Here is a 21,806-nt window from a genome sequence, read left to right as displayed (position 1 = left end):
GACCGGCAATTCTAGAGAAAGCCGCGCGGCAGGTCAATTTCCAACCAGCCTTTTCGCCAAATAGGAATAGAAAGAAGGAAAGGTTTAAAGCTCTTTTTCTATGTTGATAATGATTAGGCCGGCTTCCTTCTGTGGAGAACTGCCCGCAGCGCCCGCCATCCGTGGCCTTGCCGGGATGATAAGGTTGTCAGGAAACGGTGCCGGGCCTGTGTGCTCCCTGCGCACAGGCTGGGGGCAATCTGCCGGGTTACCCACAGGCAGGTTATCCGCTGTCCTGTCCCCTGGCTTTTGCAACGACTTCACGGGGCCTTATCCACAAGCTTGGACATGGCCCTGATAAGCCTGATGAATGCCAATAAGGCTTTGATTTTACTTGGCCATCTGCTCTGCGCCGTGTGGATAACTCCGCCTTGGGCGGCTACAATGACGGCTGTTTTTTGCATCGCCGCCTGGAAAGGGGATAGTCAGTGTCAGTGGAACTATGGCAGCAGTGCGTCGAGCTTCTGCGCGACGAGTTGCCGGCCCAGCAATTCAACACCTGGATCCGTCCTCTGCAGGTCGAAGCCGAAGGCGACGAGTTGCGCGTCTATGCGCCCAACCGCTTCGTGCTCGACTGGGTCAACGAGAAGTACCTGAGTCGCCTGCTCGAGCTGCTCGGCGAGCGTGCCAACGGCCTGGTGCCGGCGCTCTCTCTATTAATAGGCAGCAAACGCACTGCCGCGGCGCGGGTGGCGCCGAACGCACCACTGCCAGCCGCCGCCCGCGCGGCCCAGGTGCAGGCGGCCGCGGCGGCGAGCAAACCGCCGGCGCCGCCCGCGCAGGAGGAACCTTCGCGCGCCAGCTTCGACTCCATGGCCGGGGCTGCCCCGCAGGCGCCGACTCCGGCGGTGGCGCCGCGCACAGAACGCACCGTGCAGGTTGAAGGTGGTCTCAAGCACACCAGTTACCTCAATCGTACCTTCACCTTCGACAACTTCGTCGAGGGCAAGTCCAACCAGTTGGCTCGCGCCGCGGCCTGGCAGGTGGCGGACAACCCCAAGCACGGCTATAACCCGCTGTTCCTCTATGGCGGCGTCGGCCTGGGCAAGACCCACCTGATGCACGCGGTGGGCAACCACCTGCTGGCGAAGAACCCCAACGCCAAGGTGGTCTACCTGCATTCCGAGCGCTTCGTCGCCGACATGGTCAAGGCGCTGCAGCTCAATGCGATCAACGAGTTCAAGCGCTTCTACCGTTCGGTGGACGCGCTGCTGATCGACGATATCCAGTTCTTCGCCAAGAAGGAGCGCTCCCAGGAGGAGTTCTTCCACACCTTCAACGCCCTGCTCGAAGGCGGCCAGCAGGTGATCCTTACCAGCGACCGCTACCCTAAGGAGATCGAGGGCCTGGAAGAACGCCTGAAGTCGCGCTTCGGCTGGGGCCTGACCGTGGCGGTGGAGCCGCCGGAGCTGGAAACCCGCGTGGCGATCCTGATGAAGAAGGCCGACCAGGCCAAGGTCGAACTGCCGCACGACGCGGCGTTCTTCATTGCCCAGCGCATCCGCTCCAACGTGCGCGAGCTGGAAGGTGCGCTGAAACGGGTGATCGCTCACTCGCACTTCATGGGCCGCGACATCACCATCGAGCTGATTCGCGAATCGCTCAAGGACCTGCTGGCCCTGCAGGACAAGCTGGTGAGCATCGACAATATCCAGCGCACCACCGCCGAGTACTACAAGATCAAGATCACCGATCTGCTCTCCAAGCGCCGCTCGCGCTCCATCGCCCGGCCGCGCCAGGTGGCCATGGCGTTGTCGAAGGAACTGACCAACCACAGCCTGCCGGAAATCGGCGTGGCCTTCGGCGGCCGCGATCACACCACGGTGTTGCACGCATGCCGTAAGATTGCTGAACTTAGGGGATCCGACGCGGACATCCGCGAGGACTACAAGAACCTGCTGCGCACCCTGACTACCTGATACCGCAGCTCCACGAGGCAAGGGACTAGACCATGCATTTCACCATTCAACGCGAAGCCCTGTTGAAACCCCTGCAACTGGTCGCCGGCGTCGTGGAACGCCGCCAGACCCTGCCGGTGTTGTCCAACGTCCTGCTGGTGGTTGAAGGCCAGCAGCTGTCGCTCACCGGTACCGATCTGGAAGTCGAACTGGTCGGCCGTGTCACCCTGGAAGAGGCCGCCGAACCAGGCGAGATCACCGTGCCGGCGCGCAAGCTGATGGACATCTGCAAGAGCCTGCCGTCCGACGCGCTGATCGACATCCGCGTCGACGAGCAGAAGCTGCTGGTCAAGGCCGGGCGCAGCCGCTTCAGCCTGTCCACCCTGCCGGCCAACGACTTTCCCACCGTCGAGGAAGGTCCGGGCTCGCTGACCTTCAACCTGCCGCAAGCCAAGCTGCGTCGCCTGATCGAGCGCACCAGCTTCGCCATGGCCCAACAGGACGTGCGTTACTACCTCAACGGCATGCTGCTGGAAGTGCAGAGCGGCCTGCTGCGCGCGGTGGCCACCGACGGTCACCGCCTGGCCATGTGCTCGATGGAGGCGGCCATCCAGCAGGACGGCAAGCACCAGGTGATAGTGCCGCGCAAAGGTATTCTCGAGCTGGCCCGCCTGCTCACCGAGCAGGACGCCGAAGTCAGCATCGTCCTCGGTCAGCACCACATTCGCGCCAACACCGGCGAGTTCACCTTCACCTCCAAGCTGGTCGACGGCAAGTTCCCTGATTACGAGCGCGTGCTGCCGCGTGGCGGCGACAAGCTGGTGCTGGCCGATCGTCAGGGCCTGCGTGAAGCCTTCAGCCGCACCGCGATCCTGTCCAACGAGAAGTACCGCGGCATCCGCCTGACCCTGGCCGCCGGTCTGCTGAAGATCCAGGCCAACAACCCGGAGCAGGAAGAGGCCGAGGAAGAGATCGTCGTCGACTACAACGGCGCCAGCCTGGAGATCGGCTTCAACGTCAGCTACCTGCTCGACGTGCTGGGCGTGATGGGCACCGAGCAGGTGCGCCTGATCCTCTCCGACTCCAACAGCAGCGCCCTGCTGCAGGAAGCCGACAACGACGATTCCGCCTACGTCGTCATGCCGATGCGCCTGTGACCGAAGCCGCTAGATGTCGCTGACCCGCGTAACGGTCACCGCGGTGCGCAACCTGCACCCGGTGACCCTCTCCCCCTCCCCCCGCATCAACATCCTTCACGGCGCCAACGGCAGCGGCAAGACCAGTCTGCTGGAAGCCATCCATCTGCTCGGCCTGGCCCGCTCCTTTCGCAGCTCCCGTCTGCAGCCGGTGATCCATTACGAACAACCGGCCTGTACCGTGTTCGGTCAGGTGCAGTTGGCTGAATGCGGCAGCAGCAACCTGGGTATTTCCCGCGACCGCCAGGGCGAGCTGCAGATTCGCGTGGATGGACAGAATGCGCGCAGCGCAGCGCAGCTGGCCGATCTGCTGCCGTTGCAGCTGATCAACCCGGACAGTTTTCGTCTGCTCGAGGGGGCGCCGAAGATTCGCCGGCAGTTCCTCGATTGGGGCGTGTTCCACGTGGAACATCGGTTCCTCGGCGCTTGGCAGCGCCTGCAGAAGGCCCTGCGGCAGCGGAACTCGTGGCTGCGCCATGGTACACTTGACGGCGCTTCGCAGGCCGCGTGGGACCGCGAACTGTGCACTGCCAGCGCGGAGATCGACACCTACAGACGGGCCTATATCCAGGCACTGAAACCGGTATTCGAGCGTACCCTGGCAGAGCTGCTGCAGCTCGAAGGGCTGACCCTGAGCTACTACCGCGGCTGGGACAAGGATCGTGAGCTGAGCGACGTGCTCGCCGCCTCCCTCCTCCGTGACCAGCAACTCGGGCATACCCAGGCAGGCCCCCAGCGCGCCGATCTGCGCTTGCGGCTGGCCGGGCATAACGCGGCGGAGATCCTTTCGCGGGGGCAACAGAAATTGGTGGTGTGCGCGTTGCGCATCGCCCAGGGCCACTTGGTCAACGAGGCCAAGCGCGGCCAATGTATCTATCTGGTCGACGACCTGCCGTCGGAACTGGATGAGCAGCACCGGTTGGCATTGTGCCGGTTGCTGGAAGATTTGCACTGCCAGGTGTTCATCACCTGTGTAGACCATGAATTGTTGAGGGACGGCTGGCAAACGGATACGCCGGTTGCCATGTTCCACGTGGAACATGGCCGTATCACCCAGACCCACGACCACCGGGAGTGAAGGCATGAGCGACAACCAAACGTACGACTCCAATAACATTAAGGTCCTCAAGGGCCTGGATGCCGTACGCAAGCGGCCTGGCATGTACATCGGCGATACCGACGATGGCAGCGGTCTGCACCACATGGTGTTCGAGGTGGTCGACAACTCCATCGACGAGGCCCTGGCCGGGCATTGCAGCGAGATCGTCATCACCATCCATCCGGATGAGTCGATCAGCGTGCGCGACAACGGCCGCGGCATTCCGGTGGATATCCACAAGGAAGAAGGTGTTTCCGCCGCCGAAGTGATCATGACCGTGCTGCACGCCGGCGGTAAGTTCGACGACAACAGCTACAAGGTTTCCGGCGGTCTGCATGGCGTGGGTGTTTCGGTGGTCAACGCGCTGTCCAAGGAACTGGTGCTGACCATCCGCCGCGGCGGCAAGATCTGGGAACAGACCTACGTGCATGGCGTGCCCCAGGCGCCGCTGGCCGCCGTTGGTGACACCGAAGGCACCGGCACGCAGATTCATTTCAAGCCCTCGGAAGAAACCTTCCACAACATCCACTTTAGCTGGGACATCCTGGCCAAGCGCCTGCGCGAACTGTCCTTCCTCAACTCCGGCGTCGGTATCCTGCTCAAGGACGAACGCAGCGGCAAGGAAGAACTGTTCAAGTACGAGGGCGGTCTGCGCGCCTTCGTCGAGTACCTCAACCACAACAAGACCACGGTCAACCAGGTGTTCCACTTCAACGTGCAGCGCGACGATGGCGTCGGCGTGGAAGTGGCCCTGCAGTGGAACGACAGCTTCAACGAGAACCTGTTGTGCTTCACCAATAACATTCCCCAGCGCGACGGCGGCACCCACCTCGCCGGCTTCCGCTCGGCGCTGACGCGTAACCTCAACACCTATATCGAGCAGGAAGGCCTGGCCAAGAAGTTCAAGGTCAGCACCACCGGTGACGATGCCCGCGAAGGCTTGACCGCGATCATCTCGGTCAAGGTGCCGGACCCGAAATTCAGCTCGCAGACCAAGGACAAGCTGGTCTCCAGCGAAGTGAAGACCGCGGTCGAACAGGAAATGGGCAAGTACTTCGCCGACTTCCTGCTGGAAAACCCCAACGAAGCCAAGGCCGTGGTCGGCAAGATGATCGACGCTGCCCGCGCCCGCGAAGCCGCGCGCAAGGCCCGCGAGATGACCCGCCGCAAGGGCGCGCTGGATATTGCCGGGCTGCCCGGCAAGCTGGCCGACTGCCAGGAAAAGGACCCGGCGCTGTCCGAACTCTACATAGTGGAGGGTGACTCCGCGGGCGGTTCTGCCAAGCAGGGCCGCAACCGCAGGACCCAGGCGATCCTGCCGCTCAAGGGCAAGATCCTCAACGTGGAAAAAGCCCGCTTCGACAAGATGCTCTCCTCCCAGGAAGTCGGCACCCTGATCACCGCCCTCGGCTGCGGTATCGGGCGCGAGGAGTACAACATCGACAAGCTGCGTTACCACAACATCATCATCATGACCGACGCCGACGTCGACGGCTCGCACATCCGCACCCTGCTGCTGACCTTCTTCTTCCGCCAGCTGCCGGAGCTGATCGAACGCGGCTACATCTACATCGCCCAGCCGCCGCTGTACAAGGTGAAGAAGGGCAAGCAGGAGCAGTACATCAAGGACGACGAGGCCATGGACGAATACATGACCCAGTCGGCCCTGGAAGACGCCAGCCTGCACGTCAACGAAGGCGCCCCAGGCCTGGCCGGCGAGGCGCTGGAGAAGCTGGTGGGCGAGTACCGTGGGGTGATGAAGACCCTCAATCGCCTGTCGCGTCTGTATCCGATCGAGCTTACCGAGCACTTCGTCTACCTGCCGCGCGTCAGCGTCGAGCAACTGGCCGACCAGGGTGCCATGCAGGCCTGGCTGGGCCTGCTCGATGCTCGCCTGAAGGTCATGGAGAAGTCCGGTCTGGTGTACAAGACCAGCCTGCGCGAAGACCGCGAGCGCCACCTGTGGCTGCCCGAGGTGGAGCTGATCTCCCACGGCGTCTCCAGCTACATCACCTTCAACCGCGACTTCTTCGCCAGCAACGACTACCGCACGGTGACCGCGCTCGGCGAGCAGCTCAACAACCTGCTGGAAGACGGCGCCTACGTACAGCGCGGCGAGCGCAAGAAGCCGGTGACCAGCTTCAAGGAAGGCCTGGAATGGCTGATGAGCGAGAGCACCAAGCGCCACAGCATCCAGCGCTACAAGGGGCTCGGCGAGATGAACCCGGAGCAGCTGTGGGAAACCACCATGGACCCGGAAGTGCGCCGCATGCTCAAGGTAACCATCGAGGACGCCATCGCCGCCGACCAGATCTTCAACACCCTGATGGGCGATGCCGTGGAGCCGCGCCGCGACTTCATCGAGTCCAACGCCCTGGCGGTGTCCAACCTGGACTTCTGATCGGCAGCAAGATCAGGCCAAGCAGATGATTGGCCGCGTCGTAAACAGAAAGCCCCGGCTGAAAACAGCCGGGGCTTTCTGTTTTAAGTGCTGCCATTAACTGAGGATCAAGTTGAGCTGATCGTCGAGCGAGCAGGCGCGCCGGCCTCGGGAGTCCTTGTTCCGGACAACTTATGCCCGGTGGCGGTGATACCGCTTCAGAGAAAAATACCCATAAAAATCAATGGGCTATAGGAAGATCTGGCGCCTTTCCTACCGTTCGCCCACAGCTTATCCACAGCGGACTAGTCAGGCCTGCTCGGCGAGGCTGGCCAGTTGCGGCGCGGCGCCGCGCAGTTCGGTCTGCCGTTCGCAGACCCAGGCGAAGGCGCGTTCGTTGAGTTCGGCGATGGCGCGCGGGCCCTCGCCTTCGGCGTGCATCGGTGCGCCGATGATCACCTGCACGGTGCCGGGGCGCTTGCCCCAGCCCTGCTTGGGCCAGAACTCGCCGGCATTGTGGGCGATGGGCAGCAGCGGCAGACCGGCGTTCACCGCCAGCGACGCGCCGCCGCGGGAGAACTTACCGATCTGGCCCGGCGGAATGCGCGTGCCCTCGGGGAAGATCAGCACCCAGGCGCCCTGCTTGAGGCGTTCGTCGCCCTGCTTGGCCAGCTGCTTGAGCGCCGCCTTGGGGTTGCTGCGGTCGATGGCGATGGGCTTGAGCAGGGCCATGGCCCAGCCGAAGAACGGCACGCGCAGCAGCTCGCGTTTGACCACCTGGGACAGCGGCTCGAACAGCGCGGAGAGGAAGAAGGTCTCCCAGGTGCTCTGGTGGTTGGCCAGGATCACGCAGGGCTGCGCGGGGATGTGCTCCAGGCCGCGCACCTGGTAGCGGATGCCGACCACCACCCTGGCCAGCCACACCGCGCAGCGGCACCAGTTCTGGATGACGAAGCGGTAGCGCCGACGGAACGGCAGGAAGGGCGCCGCCAGTACGCTGACGATGCACCAGAGAAAGGCGCTGGACGACAGGAGCAGGTAGAAGAGCGTGGTTCTGAGGGCCTGCGATATCGTCATGGAGCCTTGCACCTTATGAGAGCAGTTGATCGGCGACGGCCGCCAGATCATCGAATACCAGGGTTCCCGGCGGCAACGGTTTGGCCAGGGTACGTTCGCCCTTGCCGGTTTTCACCAGCACGGGCTGACAGTCGACGGCTTGCGCGGCCTGCAGGTCACCGCTGCTGTCGCCGACGAACCACACGCCTGCCAATGGCGTGCCGTAGTGCGCGGCAATGCCCTGCAGCAGGCCCGGTTTCGGCTTGCGGCAGGCGCAGCCGTCGTCCGGCCCGTGCGGGCAGTGGAGGATCAGGCCGAGGTCGCCGCCCTGCTCCGCCACCAGTTCGCGCAGGCGCGCGTGCATGGCTTCGAGGGTGGCCAGGTCGTAGTAGCCACGGGCGATGCCGGATTGGTTGGTGGCCACCGCCACGGTCCAGCCGGCGCGCGACAGGCGGGCGATGGCGGCGATGGACGAAGGGATCGGAATCCACTCGTCCAGGCTCTTGATATAGGCGTCGGAGTCCTGGTTGATGACGCCGTCGCGGTCGAGAATCAGCAACTTCATAGCTACAAGCTCCAAGGCGCAAGCTCCAAGTCAGGGCGGACAGCTTGCCGCTCGAAGCTTGGAGCTTGCCGCGGCTGGCGTCAGCCCAGCACCGAGATATCCGCCACGCCGAGGAACAGCCCGCGCAGGCGGGCCAGCAGGGCGTAGCGGTTGGCGCGTACCTTGGCGTCTTCGGCGTTGACCAGCACCGCCTCGAAGAAGGCGTCCACCGGCTCGCGCAGGCTGGCCAGCTGGCTCAGCGCCTGGCTGTACTGACGCGACGCGGCCAGCGGTTGCACGGCCTGGTCGGCCTGCTGGATCGCGGCGTTGAGGGCGAACTCGCTGGGGCTGTCGAAGTAGTGCGCCTCGACCTGGGCGGCGATGCCGCCTTCGGCCTTGCTCAGCAGGTTGGACACGCGCTTGTTCGCCGCGGCCAGGGCGGCGGCCTGCGGCAGGGCGCGGAACGCCTGCACAGCCTGCACGCGCTGGTCGAAGTCCAGCGGCGAGGTCGGGCCGACCGCGCGCACCGCCTGGTACACCGCGACCTCGACGCCTTCGTCCTCGTAGCGGGCGCGCAGGCGGTCGAAGATAAAGTCCAGCACCTGATTGCCCAGCCCGTCGGCCTTGATCTTGTCCCCGAACTGCTCGATGGCGAAGGCCACGGCGGCGGCCAGGTCGAGATCCAGGTCCTTCTCGATCAGGATCCGCAGAATCCCCAGCGCCGCGCGACGCAGGGCGTAGGGGTCCTTGGAGCCGGTGGGCAGCATGCCGATGCCGAAGATGCCGACCAGGGTGTCGAGCTTGTCGGCCACCGCCACGGCAGCGCCGGTCAGGGTGCTCGGCAGCTCCGCCCCTGCCCCACGCGGCATGTACTGCTCGTTGAGGGCCAGGGCGACGTCCTGCGGCTCGCCGTCGTTGAGCGCGTAGTAGTAGCCGGCGATGCCCTGCATCTCGGGGAATTCACCGACCATCTCGGTGGCCAGGTCGCACTTGCACAGCAGGCCGGCGCGGGCGGCGCGCTGGGCGTCGCCACCGATCTGCCCGGCGATGAAACCGGCCAGGGCGGAGACGCGCTGGGCCTTGTCGTAGACCGAGCCGAGCTGGGCCTGGAACACCACGTTGGCCAGGCGCTGGTTGAAGCCTTCGAGCTTGTGCTTCTTGTCCTGCTTGAAGAAGAACTCGGCGTCGGTCAGGCGCGGGCGCACCACCTTCTCGTTGCCGGCGACGATCTGCGCCGGGTCCTTGGACTCGACGTTGGCCACGGTGATGAAACGCGGCAGCAGCTTGCCCTTGGCATCGAGCAGGCAGAAGTACTTCTGGTTGTCCTGCATGGTGCTGATCAGCGCCTCCTGCGGCACCTCGAGGAAGCGTTCCTCGAAGGAGCAGACCAGCGGCACCGGCCACTCGACCAGCGCGGTCACTTCGTCCAGCAGCGCCGGCGGCACGATGGCCGTGCCCTGCTCGGCGGCGGCCAGCTCGTCGACGCGACGGCCGATGAGCTCGCGGCGCTCGGCGAAGTCGGCCAGCACATAGGCGCTGCGCAGGTCCTCGGCGTAGCTGGCCGGGCTGCCGATGCGCACCTCGCGGTTGGCGTGGAAGCGGTGGCCGCGGGACACGCGGCCGGCCTTCTGCGCGAGGATCTCGCAGTCGACCACGGCGTCGCCGAACAGCATCACCAGCCACTGGGTGGGACGGACGAACTCGTCGCGGCGATCGGCCCAGCGCATGCGTTTGGGGATCGGCAGGTCGTTCAGCGAATCCTGCACTATGGTCGGCAGCAGCTGCACCGCCGGCTGGCCGGGGATGTGCTGGGCGAAGCGCAGTTTCGCGCCGCTGCGGTCGATCTCGGCGATGTCCACCCCGCACTTGCGGGCGAAGCCCAGGGCGGCCTGGGTCGGCTTGCCGTCGGCGTCGAAGGCGGCCTGGATCGGCGGACCGTCGAGGTTCATGCTGCGGTCGGCCTGTTGCTCTTCGAGCTGCTCGATCAGCACTGCCAGGCGGCGCGGCGCGGCGTATACGCGGCTGGCGGTGTAGCCCAGCCCGGCGGCCTTGAGGCCTTTCTCGATACCGGCGAGGAAGGCCTCACCGAGGCTCTTCAGGGCTTTTGGTGGCAGCTCTTCGGTGCCCAGTTCGACCAGGAAATCTTGTGCACTCATGCTTGCGCCTCCAGGGTGTTGCCCAGGTCTTCGTCTTGCAGGAGACCTGCATCCTTGAGCTTGGCCAGTACTTCGTCACGCAGTTCGGCGCTGGCCATGGGGAAGCCGAGGCGGGCACGCGCCTGCAGGTAGCTTTGCGCCACGGCGCGGGCCAGGGTGCGCACGCGCAGGATGTACTGCTGACGCGCGGTCACCGAGATGGCGCGGCGGGCGTCGAGCAGGTTGAAGGTGTGCGAGGCCTTGAGCACCATCTCGTAGGTCGGCAGCGGCAGCTGCAGCTCGATCAGGCGATTGGCTTCGCTCTCGTAGAAATCGAACAGCTCGAACAGCTTGTCGACGTTGGCGTGCTCGAAGTTGTAGGTGGACTGCTCCACCTCGTTCTGGTGGAACACGTCGCCGTAGGTCACGGTGCCGAACGGGCCGTCGGTCCAGATCAGGTCGTAGACCGAGTCGACGCCCTGCAGGTACATGGCCAGGCGCTCCAGGCCGTAGGTGATCTCGCCGGTCACCGGGTAGCACTCGATGCCGCCGACCTGCTGGAAGTAGGTGAACTGGGTGACTTCCATGCCGTTGAGCCAGATTTCCCAGCCCAGGCCCCAGGCGCCGAGGGTCGGCGATTCCCAGTTGTCCTCGACGAAGCGGATGTCGTGCACCAGCGGGTCGATGCCGATGGCCTGCAGCGAACCCAGGTACAGCTCCTGGAAGTTCTCCGGGTTCGGTTTCAAGACCACCTGGAACTGGTAGTAATGCTGCAGGCGGTTGGGGTTCTCGCCGTAGCGGCCGTCGGCCGGACGGCGCGAGGGCTGCACGTAGGCGGCGTTCCAGGTCTCGGGACCGACGGCGCGCAGAAAGGTGGCGGTGTGGAAGGTCCCGGCGCCCACTTCCATGTCGTAGGGCTGCAGCACCACGCAGCCCTGCTCGGCCCAGTAGTTCTGCAGGGCCAGGATCAGGTCCTGGAAGGTGCGCACGGCAGGCTTGGTCTGGCTCACGAAAAATTCACCTGTTGAGGCTGCGACGGAAAGCCGGGGAGTATATCGAAACTGGGCGCAGCCCGCAGGATCAGGCGCGCCCGGCTTCGCGAGACTGTATTTATATCCAGCTGTTTTACTGCTATAGTCCGAGCCATCTCCCGCGACCGAGGCCGAGACCATGCCCCGCTGCTTCTGGTGTACCGATGATCCGCTGTACCAGGCCTACCACGACGAGGAATGGGGCGTGCCGCAGCGCGAGCCGCGCGCGCTGTTCGAGATGCTGCTGCTCGAAGGGGCCCAGGCCGGGCTGTCGTGGATCACCGTGCTGAAGAAGCGCGAGCGCTACCGTCAGGTGCTGCATGGCTTCGAGCCCGAACGCCTGGCGCGGCTGAGCGACGAGGAAATCGAGGCGCTGATGCAGGAACCCGGCATCATCCGCAACCGCCTCAAGCTCAAGGCCGTGCGGCAGAATGCCCAGGCCTGGCTGAAGCTGGAGGATCCGGTGACCTGGCTCTGGTCCTTCGTCGGCGGCGCGCCGAAGATCAATCATTTCAGCGACCGCAGCCAGATGCTGGCGGTGACGCCCGAGGCCGAGGCGATGAGCAAGGCGTTGCGCAAGGCGGGCTTCAACTTCGTCGGGCCGACCATCTGCTATGCCTTCATGCAGGCCACGGGCATGGTGATGGACCACACCACCGACTGCGACCGTTACCCCGCGTTGAGCGGTTCGGCGGCGACGGCCTGAAGGCCGCAGCGGCCACAGATCGCATCCGGGCTACGTGATCTGACCATGGCGGGTACAATGCCGGCTTTTCATGCAACCCCTGGAGTCATTCGTGGAAGCATTCAAAGGCCGGCTGGTGGTCGGCTTTCTCCGTCTGTTCGCCCTGCTGCCCTGGCGCGCCGTGCAAGCGGTGGGCAATGCCATCGGCTGGCTGATGTGGAAATTGCCCAACGGCTCGCGCGACGTGGTGCGCATCAACCTGAGCAAGTGCTTTCCCGAGCTGAATCAGGCCGAACTGGATCGTCTGGTCGGGCAGAGCCTCAAGGACATCGGCAAGACCCTCACCGAAAGCGCCTGCGCCTGGATCTGGCCGGCGCAGAAATCGCTCAAGCTGATCCGCCAAGTGGAAGGCCTGGACGTGCTGCAGCAGGCGCTGGCCTCGGGCAAGGGCGTGGTCGGCATCACCAGCCACCTGGGCAACTGGGAAGTGCTCAACCACTTCTACTGCAACCAGTGCAAACCGATCATTTTCTACCGCCCACCCAAGCTCAAGGCGGTCGACGAGCTGCTGCAGCAGCAGCGCGTGCAGATGGGCAACCGCGTGGCGCCCTCGACCAAGGAGGGCATCCTCAGCGTCATCAAGGAAGTGCGCAAAGGCGGCGCCGTAGGCATTCCGGCCGATCCCGAGCCGAGCCGTTCCGCCGGCGTTTTCGTGCCCTTTCTCGGCACCACCGCGCTGACCAGCAAGTTCGTCCCCGGCATGCTCGCCGGCGGCAAGGCGGTCGGCGTGTTCCTGCATGCGCTGCGCCTGCCGGACGGCAGCGGCTACAAGGTGATCCTCGAAGCGGCACCCGAAGGCATGTACAGCGAGAACGTGGAAGAAGGCGTGGCGGCCATGAGCGAAGTGGTGTCGCGCTACGTGCGCAACTACCCGAGTCAGTACATGTGGAGCATGAAACGCTTCAAGAAACGTCCGGACGGCGAGGCCAAGTGGTACTGAAGCAAGGCGCCGCGATGGCGCCTTTTTTCCGCCAATCCTTGGGATTTGCCGACGTTTTGCGTTATTAAAGGCGGCATCCTCCGCGCCGAATGGAAGCCCCGCCATGTCGAATCAGCGTCACCAGGTACGCACCCCGATCAAGTGCCGGATCAAGATCTGCCACCCCAGCTTCGGCGAACTGGTGGCGCAGACCCGCGACCTGTCCGACAGCGGTGTCTACGTGCGGCATCCGCAGATGGCCGCGCTGAGCGTCGGCGACCGGGTCAGCGGCCAGGTGCAGGACCTGCCGATCGAGGCGCCGGTGCTGCAGATGGAGGTGGTGCGGGTGGATGCCGAAGGGGCCGGGCTGCGCTTTATGCAGGCCTGAACGCTGTACAAGAAATGACCGCCCGTCCGCCGCGGGTTAAAAAGTTACCCTTCGAGTCAGGAAATCGCTAGAATGCCGGCCGCCGCGCCAGGTCGCGGCCCGACCATGGGTTCCCTCACCCCATCGCACTCAAAAAGGATCGACATGCACAGCCTCACCCCTTCGGCCCGCCGTGCGGCGCTGGCCGTTCTGATCGCCTTCCATATCCTGATCATCATCGCCAGCAACTACCTGGTGCAGCTGCCCATGAGCCTGTTCGGCTGGCAGACCACCTGGGGCGCGTTCAGCTTTCCCTTTATCTTCCTCGCCACCGACCTGACCGTGCGCCTGCTCGGCAAGGGCCCGGCGCGCCAGGTGATCGCCCGGGTGATGCTGCCGGCGCTGCTGGCGTCCTACGTGGTCTCGGTGCTGTTCCACGAGGCGCGCTTCGCCGGTTTCGCCGCCCTCGGCGAGTTCAACTCCTTCGTCTTCCGCATCGCCCTGGCCAGCTTCCTCGCCTATGTGCTGGGGCAGCTGCTGGATATTCAGGTGTTCGACCGCCTGCGCCAGCTGCGCCAGTGGTGGGTGGCGCCGGCCGCCTCGACCCTGCTGGGCAACCTGCTGGACACCTACGCCTTCTTCTCCATCGCCTTCTGGCGCAGCGGCGACGCCTTCATGGCCGCCAACTGGGTGGAGATCGCCACGGTGGACTATGCGATCAAGCTGGCGATCAGCCTGATTCTGTTCGTGCCGCTGTACGGCATGCTGCTCGGCGCCATCGGCCGCCTGCTGCCGCGGGAGCGGGCGGTGGCCTGATCAAGCCACCTGAACCACGTTGAAGATCTCCATCGGGCCGTTGTCGAAACCGCCCATGCTGCGGGTGCGCAGATCCACGCGAACGACGCTGATGTCCTTGGGCGAAGCGCCCTTGGACCAGTCGACGAAGACGACGCTGTTGGAGTAGAAGTCGTAGGACGGCACCGGCACCTTCCAGCGTCCCCATACGTCCCCTTTCCAGCCCCGCCCGGACCAGTCGGTGTCGGCAGTCGAGCCAGACTGCTGCGCCAGGTGGGCGACGAATACCCGCCCATCGGTGCTGCCGACCACGATCTGACAGCCGCTGAACGGGCCGCTCGCCGACCAAGTCTCGCCGGCCTCGGCGATGCCGTAGGCGGCGCGGGTCTCGACGTAATGCACCCACATGCCGGGCGGGTTGCCGATGCCGGCTGACAAGGTGAGGATGCCGTTGCCGTCGGTGCCCAGGCTTGCCTGACTACGACAGGAGATAGCGCCCGTGCCGCCGGTATTCGGTGCGCGCAGGGTAACGGCCAGTTGGCCATTCTTGGCGGCGACAAGGCCGGAGAAGCTGGGTTTCATCGGTCGACTCCCATGCGAGGGCGAAGGGCGAAGCAGGGCTTCGCCTCAGGCTAGCTTAGGAGCGGCGGGCTGTCAGGGGTGGGCCTTGTCCAGCTTGCGCAGAAACACCGTCATTTCCTTTTCCGCCTGCTTGTCGCCCTTGGCTTGCGCGGCGGCGATGCCCTGTTGCCAGGCCTGGCGCGCGCCGTCGGTGTCGGCGCCGGCCTGCAGGGCCTTGCCCAGCAGCTTCCAGGCCGCCGAATAAGCCGGATCGAACTCGACGCAGCGGCGCAGGTGCTCGGCAGCCAGGGCGGCGTTGCCGGCATCCAGATGGCCCTTGCCCAGGCCGAAGCGCAGCAGGGCGTTGTCGGTGCCTTTGGCCAGCAGTTTTTCCAGCGTCTCGGTGCTCATCTCGGATCCTGCGTTGTCGCCCGGACTGGCCGGGTTCAAAAGAACGTCAGGCCGGCCTGGAACAGGCGCTCGACGTCGCGGATGTATTTCTTGTCGACCAGGAACAGGATCACGTGGTCGCCGGACTCGATCACCGTGTCGTCGTGGGCGATCAGCACTTCCTCGTCGCGAATGATGGCGCCGATGGTGGTGCTCGGCGGCAGGGCGATGTCCTCGATCATGCGGCCGATCACCTTGCTCGACTTGGCGTCGCCGTGGGCGATCACTTCCAGCGCTTCGGCCGCGCCGCGGCGCAGGCTGTGCACGCTTTCGATATCGCCGCGGCGCACGTGGGTCAGCAATGTGCCGATGGTGGCCAGCTGCGGGCTGATGGCGATGTCGATCTCGCCGCCCTGCACCAGGTCGACGTAGGCCGGGTTGTTGATGATGGTCATCACCTTGCGCGCGCCGAGGCGCTTGGCCAGCAGCGACGACATGATGTTGGCCTCGTCGTCGTTGGTCAGGGCGAGGAAGATGTCGGCGTCGTTGATGTTCTCTTCCACCAGCAGGTCGCGGTCCGAGGCGCTGCCTTGCAGCACTATGGTGCTGTCGAGGGCTTCGGACAGGTAGCGGCAGCGCGCCGGGTTCATCTCGATGATCTTCACCTGGTAGCGGCTCTCGATGGCCTCGGCCAGGCGTTCGCCGATATGCCCGCCGCCGGCGATCACCACCTTCTTGTAGCTGTCCTCGAGGCGGCGCATCTCGCTCATCACCGCGCGGATGTGGGCCTTGGCGGCGATAAAGAACACCTCGTCGTCGGCTTCGATCACTGTGTCGCCCTGCGGCATGATCGGCCGGTTGCGGCGGAAGATCGCCGCCACCCGGGTGTCGACGTTGGGCATGTGCTGGCGCAGCTGGCGCAGCTGCTGGCCGACCAGCGGGCCGCCGTAGTAGGCCTTGACCGCCACCAGCTGCGCCTTGCCCTCGGCGAAGTCGATCACCTGCAGGGCGCCGGGGTGTTCGATCAGGCGCTTGATGTAGTTGGTCACCACCTGCTCGGGGCTGATCAGCACATCGACCGGGATCGCCTCGTTGTCGAACAGGCCGCTGCGAGTCAGGTAGGCCGCCTCGCGCACCCGGGCGATCTTGGTCGGGGTGTGGAACAGGGTGTAGGCCACCTGGCAGGCGATCATGTTGACTTCGTCGCTGTTGGTCACCGCCACCAGCATGTCGGCATCGTCGGCGCCGGCCTGGCGCAGCACGGTGGGGAAGGAACCCTTGCCCTGCACGGTGCGGATATCCAGGCGGTCGCCCAGGTCGCGCAGGCGGTCGCCGTCGGTGTCGACCACGGTGATGTCGTTGGCCTCGCTGGCCAGGTGTTCCGCCAGGGTGCCGCCAACCTGGCCGGCGCCGAGAATAATGATCTTCACTGATGGGCTCCGTTAGCCGCGCGCGGGCGCGGCAGTCTTGATCAGCTTGGCATAGTAGAAGCCGTCGTGGCCGTCCAGCTGCGGCAGCAACTGGCGACCGTGTGGCGATTGCAGGCCGAAGTCGCCGGCGATGGTCACTTCCTGCGCATCCGGGGTGCGGGCGAGGAAGGCGGCGACGGTTTCGCTGTTCTCGGTCGGCAGCACCGAGCAGGTGGCGTAGAGCAGCACGCCGCCCGGCGCCAGCGTCGGCCACAGGGCGTCGAGCAGCTCGCCCTGCAGCTGGGCCAGGGCGGGGATGTCCTCGGGCTGGCGGGTCAGCTTGATATCCGGATGGCGGCGGATCACCCCGGTGGCCGAACAGGGCGCATCGAGCAGGATGCGCTGGAACGGCGTGCCGTCCCACCAGGCGGCGGTGTCGCGGCCGTCGGCGGCGATCAGGGTGGCATCGAGCTGCAGGCGCTCCAGGTTCTCGCGCACGCGCGCCAGGCGCTTGGCCTCCAGGTCCACGGCCACCACTTCGCGCAAGGCCGGCTCGACCTCCAGCAGGTGACAGGTCTTGCCGCCGGGCGCAGCGCAAGCGTCCAGCACCCGCTGGCCGGGGGCCAGCTCGAGCAGCTCGGCGGCCAGCTGCGCAGCCTCGTCCTGCACGCTGACGCGGCCTTGCTTGAAGCCGGGCAGCGTGGTCACGTCGCAGGGCTGCAGCAGGCGCACGCCGTCGCGGCTGAAGGTGCAGGGTTCGGCTGCAAGGCCTGCACTGCGCAGCTCTTCGAGATAGGCGTCGCGGCTGCCGTGGCGGCGATTGACCCGCAGGATCAGCGGCGGGTGGGCGTTATTGGCGGCGCAGATGGCTTGCCAGTGCTCGGGCCAGTGCGCCTTGAGCGCCTTCTGCAGCCAGCGCGGGTGGGCGGTGTGCAGCACCGGGTCGCGCTCCAGTTCGGCGAACAGCGCCTCGTGCTCGCGCTGGGCGCGGCGCAGCACGGCGTTGAGCAGGCCCTTGGCCCAGGGTTTTTTCAGCGCGCCGGCGCAGCCGACCGTTTCGCCGATGGCGGCGTGCGCCGGGATGCGGCTGTGCAGCAGCTGGTAGAGGCCGATCAGCAGCAGGGCTTCCACGTCCTTGTCGGCCGCCTTGAAGGGCTTGTCCAGCAGCCTGTCGGCCAGCAGCTGCAGACGCGGCTGCCAGCGCGCGGCACCGAAGGCCAGGTCCTGGGCCAGGGCGCGGTCGTGGTGTTCGACCTTGTCCAGTTGCGGCGGCAGGCTGCTGCCCAGCGAGGCCTTGCCGGACAGTACGGCGGTCAGGGCGCGGGCGGCGGCCAGGCGTGGGTTCATTGACCGAGCACCAGGCCGGCGGCGAACTGCTCGCGGCGGCTGTTGTAGAGGTCGGCGAAAGCCAGCGGTTTGCCGCCGGGCAACTGCACACGGGTCAGGCGCAGCGCTCCCTCGCCGCAGGCCACGGTCAGGCCGCGCTTGTCGGCGGCGAGGATGCTGCCGGGCGCACCGCTGCCCTCGCCTATCTCCGCTGCGTGGACTTTCAGGGCATCGCCCGCCAGCGTGGTATGGCAGATCGGCCAGGGATGGAAGGCACGCACCAGGCGCTCCAGTTCCACGGCCGGACGACTGAAGTCGAGGCGCGCCTCATCCTTGTTCAGCTTGTGCGCGTAGTTGGCCTGGGCATCGTCCTGCACTTCGCCGACCAGGGTGCCGGCGGCCAGGCCGGCGATGGCGGTGAGCACGGCCTGCGGACCGAGCTGGGCAAGGCGGTCGTGCAGGCTGCCGCCAGTATCCTCAGCACTGATCGGCGTGCTGACCTTGAGCAGCATCGGCCCGGTGTCCAGGCCGGCTTCCATCTGCATCACGGTGACGCCGCTCTCGCCGTCGCCGGCCTGTACCGCGCGCTGGATCGGCGCGGCGCCGCGCCAACGCGGCAGCAGCGAGGCGTGGCTGTTGATGCAGCCCAGACGCGGCGTGTCGAGCACCGCCTGCGGCAGGATCAGGCCGTAGGCCACCACCACCATCAGGTCCGGCTTGAGCGCGGCCAGCTCGGCCTGGGCCTCTTCGTTGCGCAGGCTGGCCGGCTGATAGACGGGGATGCCGTGCTCCACGGCGAGCTGCTTGACCGGGCTGGGCGCAAGCTTCTGGCCGCGACCGGCCGGGCGATCCGGTTGGGTGTAGACGGCGACGATTTCATGCTGGCTGGCCAGCAGGGCCTTGAGGTGCTCGGCGGCGAATTCCGGGGTGCCGGCGAAGACGATGCGCAGGGAGTCAGACATGGGGGCTCGCTAAAAGAAAAAGGCTTGCCGCGGCAAGCCTTTAGGAATTTGGTGGATCAAGCCCGCTGGCGGTGCTGTTTTTCCAGCTTTTTCTTGATCCGGTCGCGTTTCAGGCTGGACAGGTAGTCGACGAACAGCTTGCCGTTGAGGTGATCGCATTCGTGCTGGATGCATACGGCGAGCAGGCCTTCGGCGATCAGCTCGTAGGGCTGGCCGTCGCGGTCCAGCGCCTTGATCCTGACCTTCTGCGGGCGGTCGACGTTCTCGTAGAAGCCGGGCACCGACAGGCAGCCTTCCTGGTACTGATCCATCTCTTCGGTCAGCGACTCGAACTCGGGATTGATGAATACCCGCGGCTCGGACTTGTCCTCGGACAGGTCCATCACCACCACGCGCTTGTGCACGTTGACCTGGGTCGCCGCCAGGCCGATACCGGGCGCGTCGTACATGGTCTCGAACATGTCGTCGACCAATTGACGGATGGAGTCGTCCACGACGTCCACCGGTTTGGCGATGGTACGCAGGCGTGGATCAGGAAATTCGAGGATATTCAGGATCGCCATATGCGTTTGTGATGCACTTGTGGAATAAAGTCAAAATCCGCTGCTAAGATGATGAACAGCATTGAAAAACGGCTTCACGCCGCGGATTCAGCGGGTTTGGACGCGGCGCTAGGGCGCTTCACGTGAAGACACATAATAAAGGGATTCACCGTATGAGGAAATCACTACTCGCCCTGCTGCTGCTGGCAGCCGGCGGTTTGGCCCAGACCGGCCTGGTCCAGGCCGAAGTGCAACTCAAGGACGGTCACCCGGACCGCTACACCGTGGTCAAGGGCGATACCCTCTGGGATATTTCCGGCAAGTTCCTGAGTCAACCCTGGAAGTGGCCGGAAATCTGGCATGCCAACCCGCAAGTCGCCAACCCGCACCTGATCTACCCCGGTGATACCCTCAACCTCGTCTATATCGACGGCCAGCCGCGCCTGATGCTCAACCGCGGCGAGTCGCGCGGCACCATCAAGCTGTCGCCGCAGGTGCGCAGCACGCCGATGGCCGAGGCGATCCCGACCATCCCGCTGGAAGCGATCAACAGCTTCCTGCTGTCCAACCGCATCGTCGACACCCCCGAGCAGTTCGCCGGCGCCCCCTACGTGGTGGCCGGTAACGCCGAGCGCGTGGTCAGCGGCGCCGGTGACCGCGTCTATGCCCGCGGCAGCTTCGACGAAAGCGCACCGGTGTACGGCATCTTCCGCCAGGGCAAGACCTACACCGATCCGGAAACCCAGGAATTCCTCGGCATCAACGCCGACGATGTCGGCACCGGCGAGATCGTCGCCGAGGAAGGCGATATCGGCACCATGCTGCTGAGCCGCTCGACCCAGGAAGTGCGCCTCGGCGATCGCCTGTTCCCCACCGAAGAGCGCGCGATCAACTCCACCTTCATGCCCAGCGAACCGGCCGGCGAGATCGACGGCCTGATCCTCGACGTGCCGCGCGGTGTGACCCAGATCGGCCAGTTCGACGTGGTCACCCTGAACAAGGGCGCGCGCGACGGCCTGGAGATCGGCAACGTGCTGGCGGTGTACAAGACCGGCGAAACCGTGCGCGACCGCATCACCGGCGAGAGCGTGAAGATTCCGGACGAGCGCTCCGGTCTGCTGATGGTGTTCCGCACCTACGACAAGCTCAGCTATGGCCTGGTGCTGGGGGCGTCCCGCTCGCTGGCGATCATGGACAAGGTGCGTAACCCGTAACACCGACAAGCCCCGCGAATGCGGGGCTTGTGCTTTCTGTACCCGCCGCTGCGGCGGCGCGACCGATCAAGGATGATCCCCATGTCGCAACCTTCCGCTCCATCTCCCGCCATCTCTCCCGCCGAGCTCGAAGCCCGTCTGCGTCTGCACCTCCTGCCGGAGCTGGGGCCGCGGCGTTTTCGCAAATTGCTCGGCGCCTTCGCCAGCGCCTCGGCCGCCCTCAGTGCGCCGGCCAGTGCCTGGCGTGCCCTGGGGCTGCCGGCCACGTGCGCCGAGCCGCGGCGCAGCGCCGAGATCCGCGAGCGCGCCGCGGCGGCGCTGGCCTGGCTGGAGCAGCCCGGACAGCACCTGCTGATGTGGAACGATGCGCGCTACCCGGCGCTGCTGGCCGAACTGGCGGACGCCCCGCCGCTGCTGTTCGTCGCCGGCGATCCGGGCATTCTCGAACGACCGCAACTGGCCATGGTCGGCAGCCGGCGGGCGTCGAAGCCGGGCCTGGATACCGCCCATGCCTTCGCCCGCAGCCTGGCCGGCGGCGGTTTCGTCATCACCAGCGGCTTGGCCCTGGGTATCGACGGCGCCGCCCACCAGGGCGCGCTGGATGCGGGCGGCGCGACGGTGGCGGTACTCGGCACCGGTCTGCAGTGCCTGTACCCGGCGCGGCACCAGCGCCTGGCGGCGCAGATCGCAGAGCAGGGCGGCGCGCTGGTCTCCGAGCTGCCGCTGGACTGCCCGCCGCAGGCGAGCAACTTCCCGCGGCGCAACCGCATCATCAGCGGTCTGTCGCTGGGCGTGCTGGTGGTCGAGGCCAGCCCGTCCAGCGGTTCGCTGATCACCGCGCGCCTGGCCGCCGAACAGGGGCGTGAGGTCTATGCCATTCCCGGTTCCATCCACCATCCCGGGGCGCGCGGCTGTCATCAGCTGATCCGCGACGGCGCGACGCTGGTGGAAAGCATCGAGCATATTCTCGAGGCCCTGCGCGGTTGGCAGGCGCCCGGGCCGAGCCCTGCTCCAGAGGGGGCCGTGCATCCCCTGCTGGAGTTGCTGCATGCCGCGCCGCAGAGCAGCGAGGCGCTGGTGCAGGCCAGTGGCTGGGCGCTGAGCGAGGTGCTGGCGGCGCTGACCGAACTGGAGCTGGATGGACGGGTGTGCAGCGAGGCGGGACGCTGGCTGGCGCGCAAGCCGTAGCCCGGACTGC

20 protein-coding genes are annotated in these 21,806 nt (G+C 65.8%); 10 read left to right on the top strand and 10 right to left on the bottom strand.

The window, feature by feature from the left end; all coding sequences use genetic code 11:
* The first annotated feature begins 467 nt into the window (after window positions 1–467).
* The 4 genes from dnaA to gyrB are packed head-to-tail and all read left to right on the top strand — an operon-like array spanning window position 468 to window position 6,633.
* Window positions 468–1,958, top strand: a complete 1,491-nt coding sequence (dnaA, locus tag EA796_RS17880; protein WP_122109583.1) for a chromosomal replication initiator protein DnaA — start codon at window positions 468–470, stop codon at window positions 1,956–1,958.
* A gap of 32 nt (window positions 1,959–1,990) precedes the next feature.
* Complete coding sequence (gene dnaN, locus EA796_RS17875; RefSeq protein ID WP_021445375.1) at window positions 1,991–3,094, top strand: DNA polymerase III subunit beta; 1,104 nt, start codon at window positions 1,991–1,993, stop codon at window positions 3,092–3,094.
* Between the two features lie 13 nt (window positions 3,095–3,107).
* Complete coding sequence (gene recF / locus EA796_RS17870; protein WP_122109582.1) at window positions 3,108–4,211, top strand: DNA replication/repair protein RecF; 1,104 nt, start codon at window positions 3,108–3,110, stop codon at window positions 4,209–4,211.
* 4 nt (window positions 4,212–4,215) lie between these two features.
* Window positions 4,216–6,633: a DNA topoisomerase (ATP-hydrolyzing) subunit B gene (gene gyrB / locus EA796_RS17865; RefSeq protein WP_122109581.1), complete on the top strand. Its 2,418-nt coding sequence runs from the start codon at window positions 4,216–4,218 to the stop codon at window positions 6,631–6,633.
* Between the two features lie 288 nt (window positions 6,634–6,921).
* On the opposite strand, the gene EA796_RS17860 is transcribed toward gyrB, so the two are convergent.
* The 4 genes from EA796_RS17860 to glyQ form a co-directional block, all read right to left on the bottom strand.
* A complete protein-coding gene (locus tag EA796_RS17860) occupies window positions 6,922–7,689 on the bottom strand; it encodes a 1-acyl-sn-glycerol-3-phosphate acyltransferase (RefSeq protein WP_021445372.1) in 768 nt (255 codons plus the stop codon).
* 13 nt (window positions 7,690–7,702) lie between these two features.
* Window positions 7,703–8,233: a D-glycero-beta-D-manno-heptose 1,7-bisphosphate 7-phosphatase gene (gene gmhB, locus EA796_RS17855; protein WP_122109580.1), complete on the bottom strand. Its 531-nt coding sequence runs from the start codon at window positions 8,231–8,233 to the stop codon at window positions 7,703–7,705.
* Window positions 8,234–8,313: 80 nt separating this feature from the next.
* On the bottom strand, window positions 8,314–10,368 hold the full coding sequence (gene glyS / locus EA796_RS17850; protein WP_122109579.1) for a glycine--tRNA ligase subunit beta: 2,055 nt from the start codon (window positions 10,366–10,368) through the stop codon (window positions 8,314–8,316).
* Entirely contained in the window at window positions 10,365–11,357 is a 993-nt protein-coding gene (gene glyQ, locus EA796_RS17845; protein WP_122109578.1) for a glycine--tRNA ligase subunit alpha, read from the bottom strand. The genes glyS and glyQ overlap by 4 nt, the downstream gene beginning before the upstream one ends.
* Window positions 11,358–11,517: 160 nt before the next feature.
* Between glyQ and EA796_RS17840 the strand changes: the two genes are divergently transcribed.
* The 4 genes from EA796_RS17840 to EA796_RS17825 all read left to right on the top strand — a co-directional run bounded on the left by EA796_RS17840 (window position 11,518) and on the right by EA796_RS17825 (window position 14,225).
* On the top strand, window positions 11,518–12,084 hold the full coding sequence (locus tag EA796_RS17840) for a DNA-3-methyladenine glycosylase I (RefSeq protein WP_021445368.1): 567 nt from the start codon (window positions 11,518–11,520) through the stop codon (window positions 12,082–12,084).
* Window positions 12,085–12,175: 91 nt separating this feature from the next.
* Window positions 12,176–13,063, top strand: a complete 888-nt coding sequence (locus tag EA796_RS17835; RefSeq protein ID WP_122109577.1) for a lysophospholipid acyltransferase — start codon at window positions 12,176–12,178, stop codon at window positions 13,061–13,063.
* A 103-nt stretch (window positions 13,064–13,166) separates the two neighbouring features.
* Window positions 13,167–13,430, top strand: a complete 264-nt coding sequence (locus EA796_RS17830; protein ID WP_122109576.1) for a PilZ domain-containing protein — start codon at window positions 13,167–13,169, stop codon at window positions 13,428–13,430.
* Window positions 13,431–13,574: 144 nt separating this feature from the next.
* The gene (locus EA796_RS17825; RefSeq protein ID WP_021445365.1) at window positions 13,575–14,225 is read left to right on the top strand and encodes a 7-cyano-7-deazaguanine/7-aminomethyl-7-deazaguanine transporter; all 651 of its coding nucleotides are present in this window, start codon (window positions 13,575–13,577) and stop codon (window positions 14,223–14,225) included.
* Here the strand turns inward: EA796_RS17825 and EA796_RS17820 are convergent, their stop codons facing one another.
* The 6 genes from EA796_RS17820 to def form a co-directional block, all read right to left on the bottom strand.
* Window positions 14,226–14,786, bottom strand: coding sequence for a hypothetical protein (locus EA796_RS17820; RefSeq protein ID WP_122109575.1), 561 nt, complete (start codon window positions 14,784–14,786; stop codon window positions 14,226–14,228).
* 72 nt (window positions 14,787–14,858) lie between these two features.
* On the bottom strand, window positions 14,859–15,176 hold the full coding sequence (locus EA796_RS17815) for a hypothetical protein (RefSeq protein ID WP_021445363.1): 318 nt from the start codon (window positions 15,174–15,176) through the stop codon (window positions 14,859–14,861).
* A 35-nt stretch (window positions 15,177–15,211) separates the two neighbouring features.
* The gene (gene trkA / locus EA796_RS17810) at window positions 15,212–16,585 is read right to left on the bottom strand and encodes a Trk system potassium transporter TrkA (RefSeq protein WP_021445362.1); all 1,374 of its coding nucleotides are present in this window, start codon (window positions 16,583–16,585) and stop codon (window positions 15,212–15,214) included.
* A gap of 12 nt (window positions 16,586–16,597) precedes the next feature.
* A complete protein-coding gene (gene rsmB / locus EA796_RS17805) occupies window positions 16,598–17,911 on the bottom strand; it encodes a 16S rRNA (cytosine(967)-C(5))-methyltransferase RsmB (RefSeq protein ID WP_122109574.1) in 1,314 nt (437 codons plus the stop codon).
* Entirely contained in the window at window positions 17,908–18,852 is a 945-nt protein-coding gene (gene fmt / locus EA796_RS17800) for a methionyl-tRNA formyltransferase (RefSeq protein ID WP_122109573.1), read from the bottom strand. The genes rsmB and fmt overlap by 4 nt, the downstream gene beginning before the upstream one ends.
* A gap of 56 nt (window positions 18,853–18,908) precedes the next feature.
* Window positions 18,909–19,415, bottom strand: a complete 507-nt coding sequence (def, locus tag EA796_RS17795) for a peptide deformylase (protein WP_021444936.1) — start codon at window positions 19,413–19,415, stop codon at window positions 18,909–18,911.
* Window positions 19,416–19,567: 152 nt separating this feature from the next.
* On the opposite strand from def, the gene EA796_RS17790 reads away from it, so the two are divergent.
* Window positions 19,568–20,608, top strand: coding sequence for a LysM peptidoglycan-binding domain-containing protein (locus EA796_RS17790; protein ID WP_122109572.1), 1,041 nt, complete (start codon window positions 19,568–19,570; stop codon window positions 20,606–20,608).
* An 81-nt stretch (window positions 20,609–20,689) separates the two neighbouring features.
* Window positions 20,690–21,796 (top strand): DNA-processing protein DprA, encoded by a 1,107-nt coding sequence (dprA, locus tag EA796_RS17785; protein WP_122109571.1) that lies wholly within the window; start codon window positions 20,690–20,692, stop codon window positions 21,794–21,796.
* Window positions 21,797–21,806 lie beyond the last annotated feature (10 nt).

This window comes from Pseudomonas sp. AOB-7 (assembly GCF_003696305.1).
Classification (GTDB): domain Bacteria; phylum Pseudomonadota; class Gammaproteobacteria; order Pseudomonadales; family Pseudomonadaceae; genus Aquipseudomonas.
Note: the sequence above shows the minus strand (reverse complement) of the source record. Positions and strands in the feature narration are given on the sequence as shown.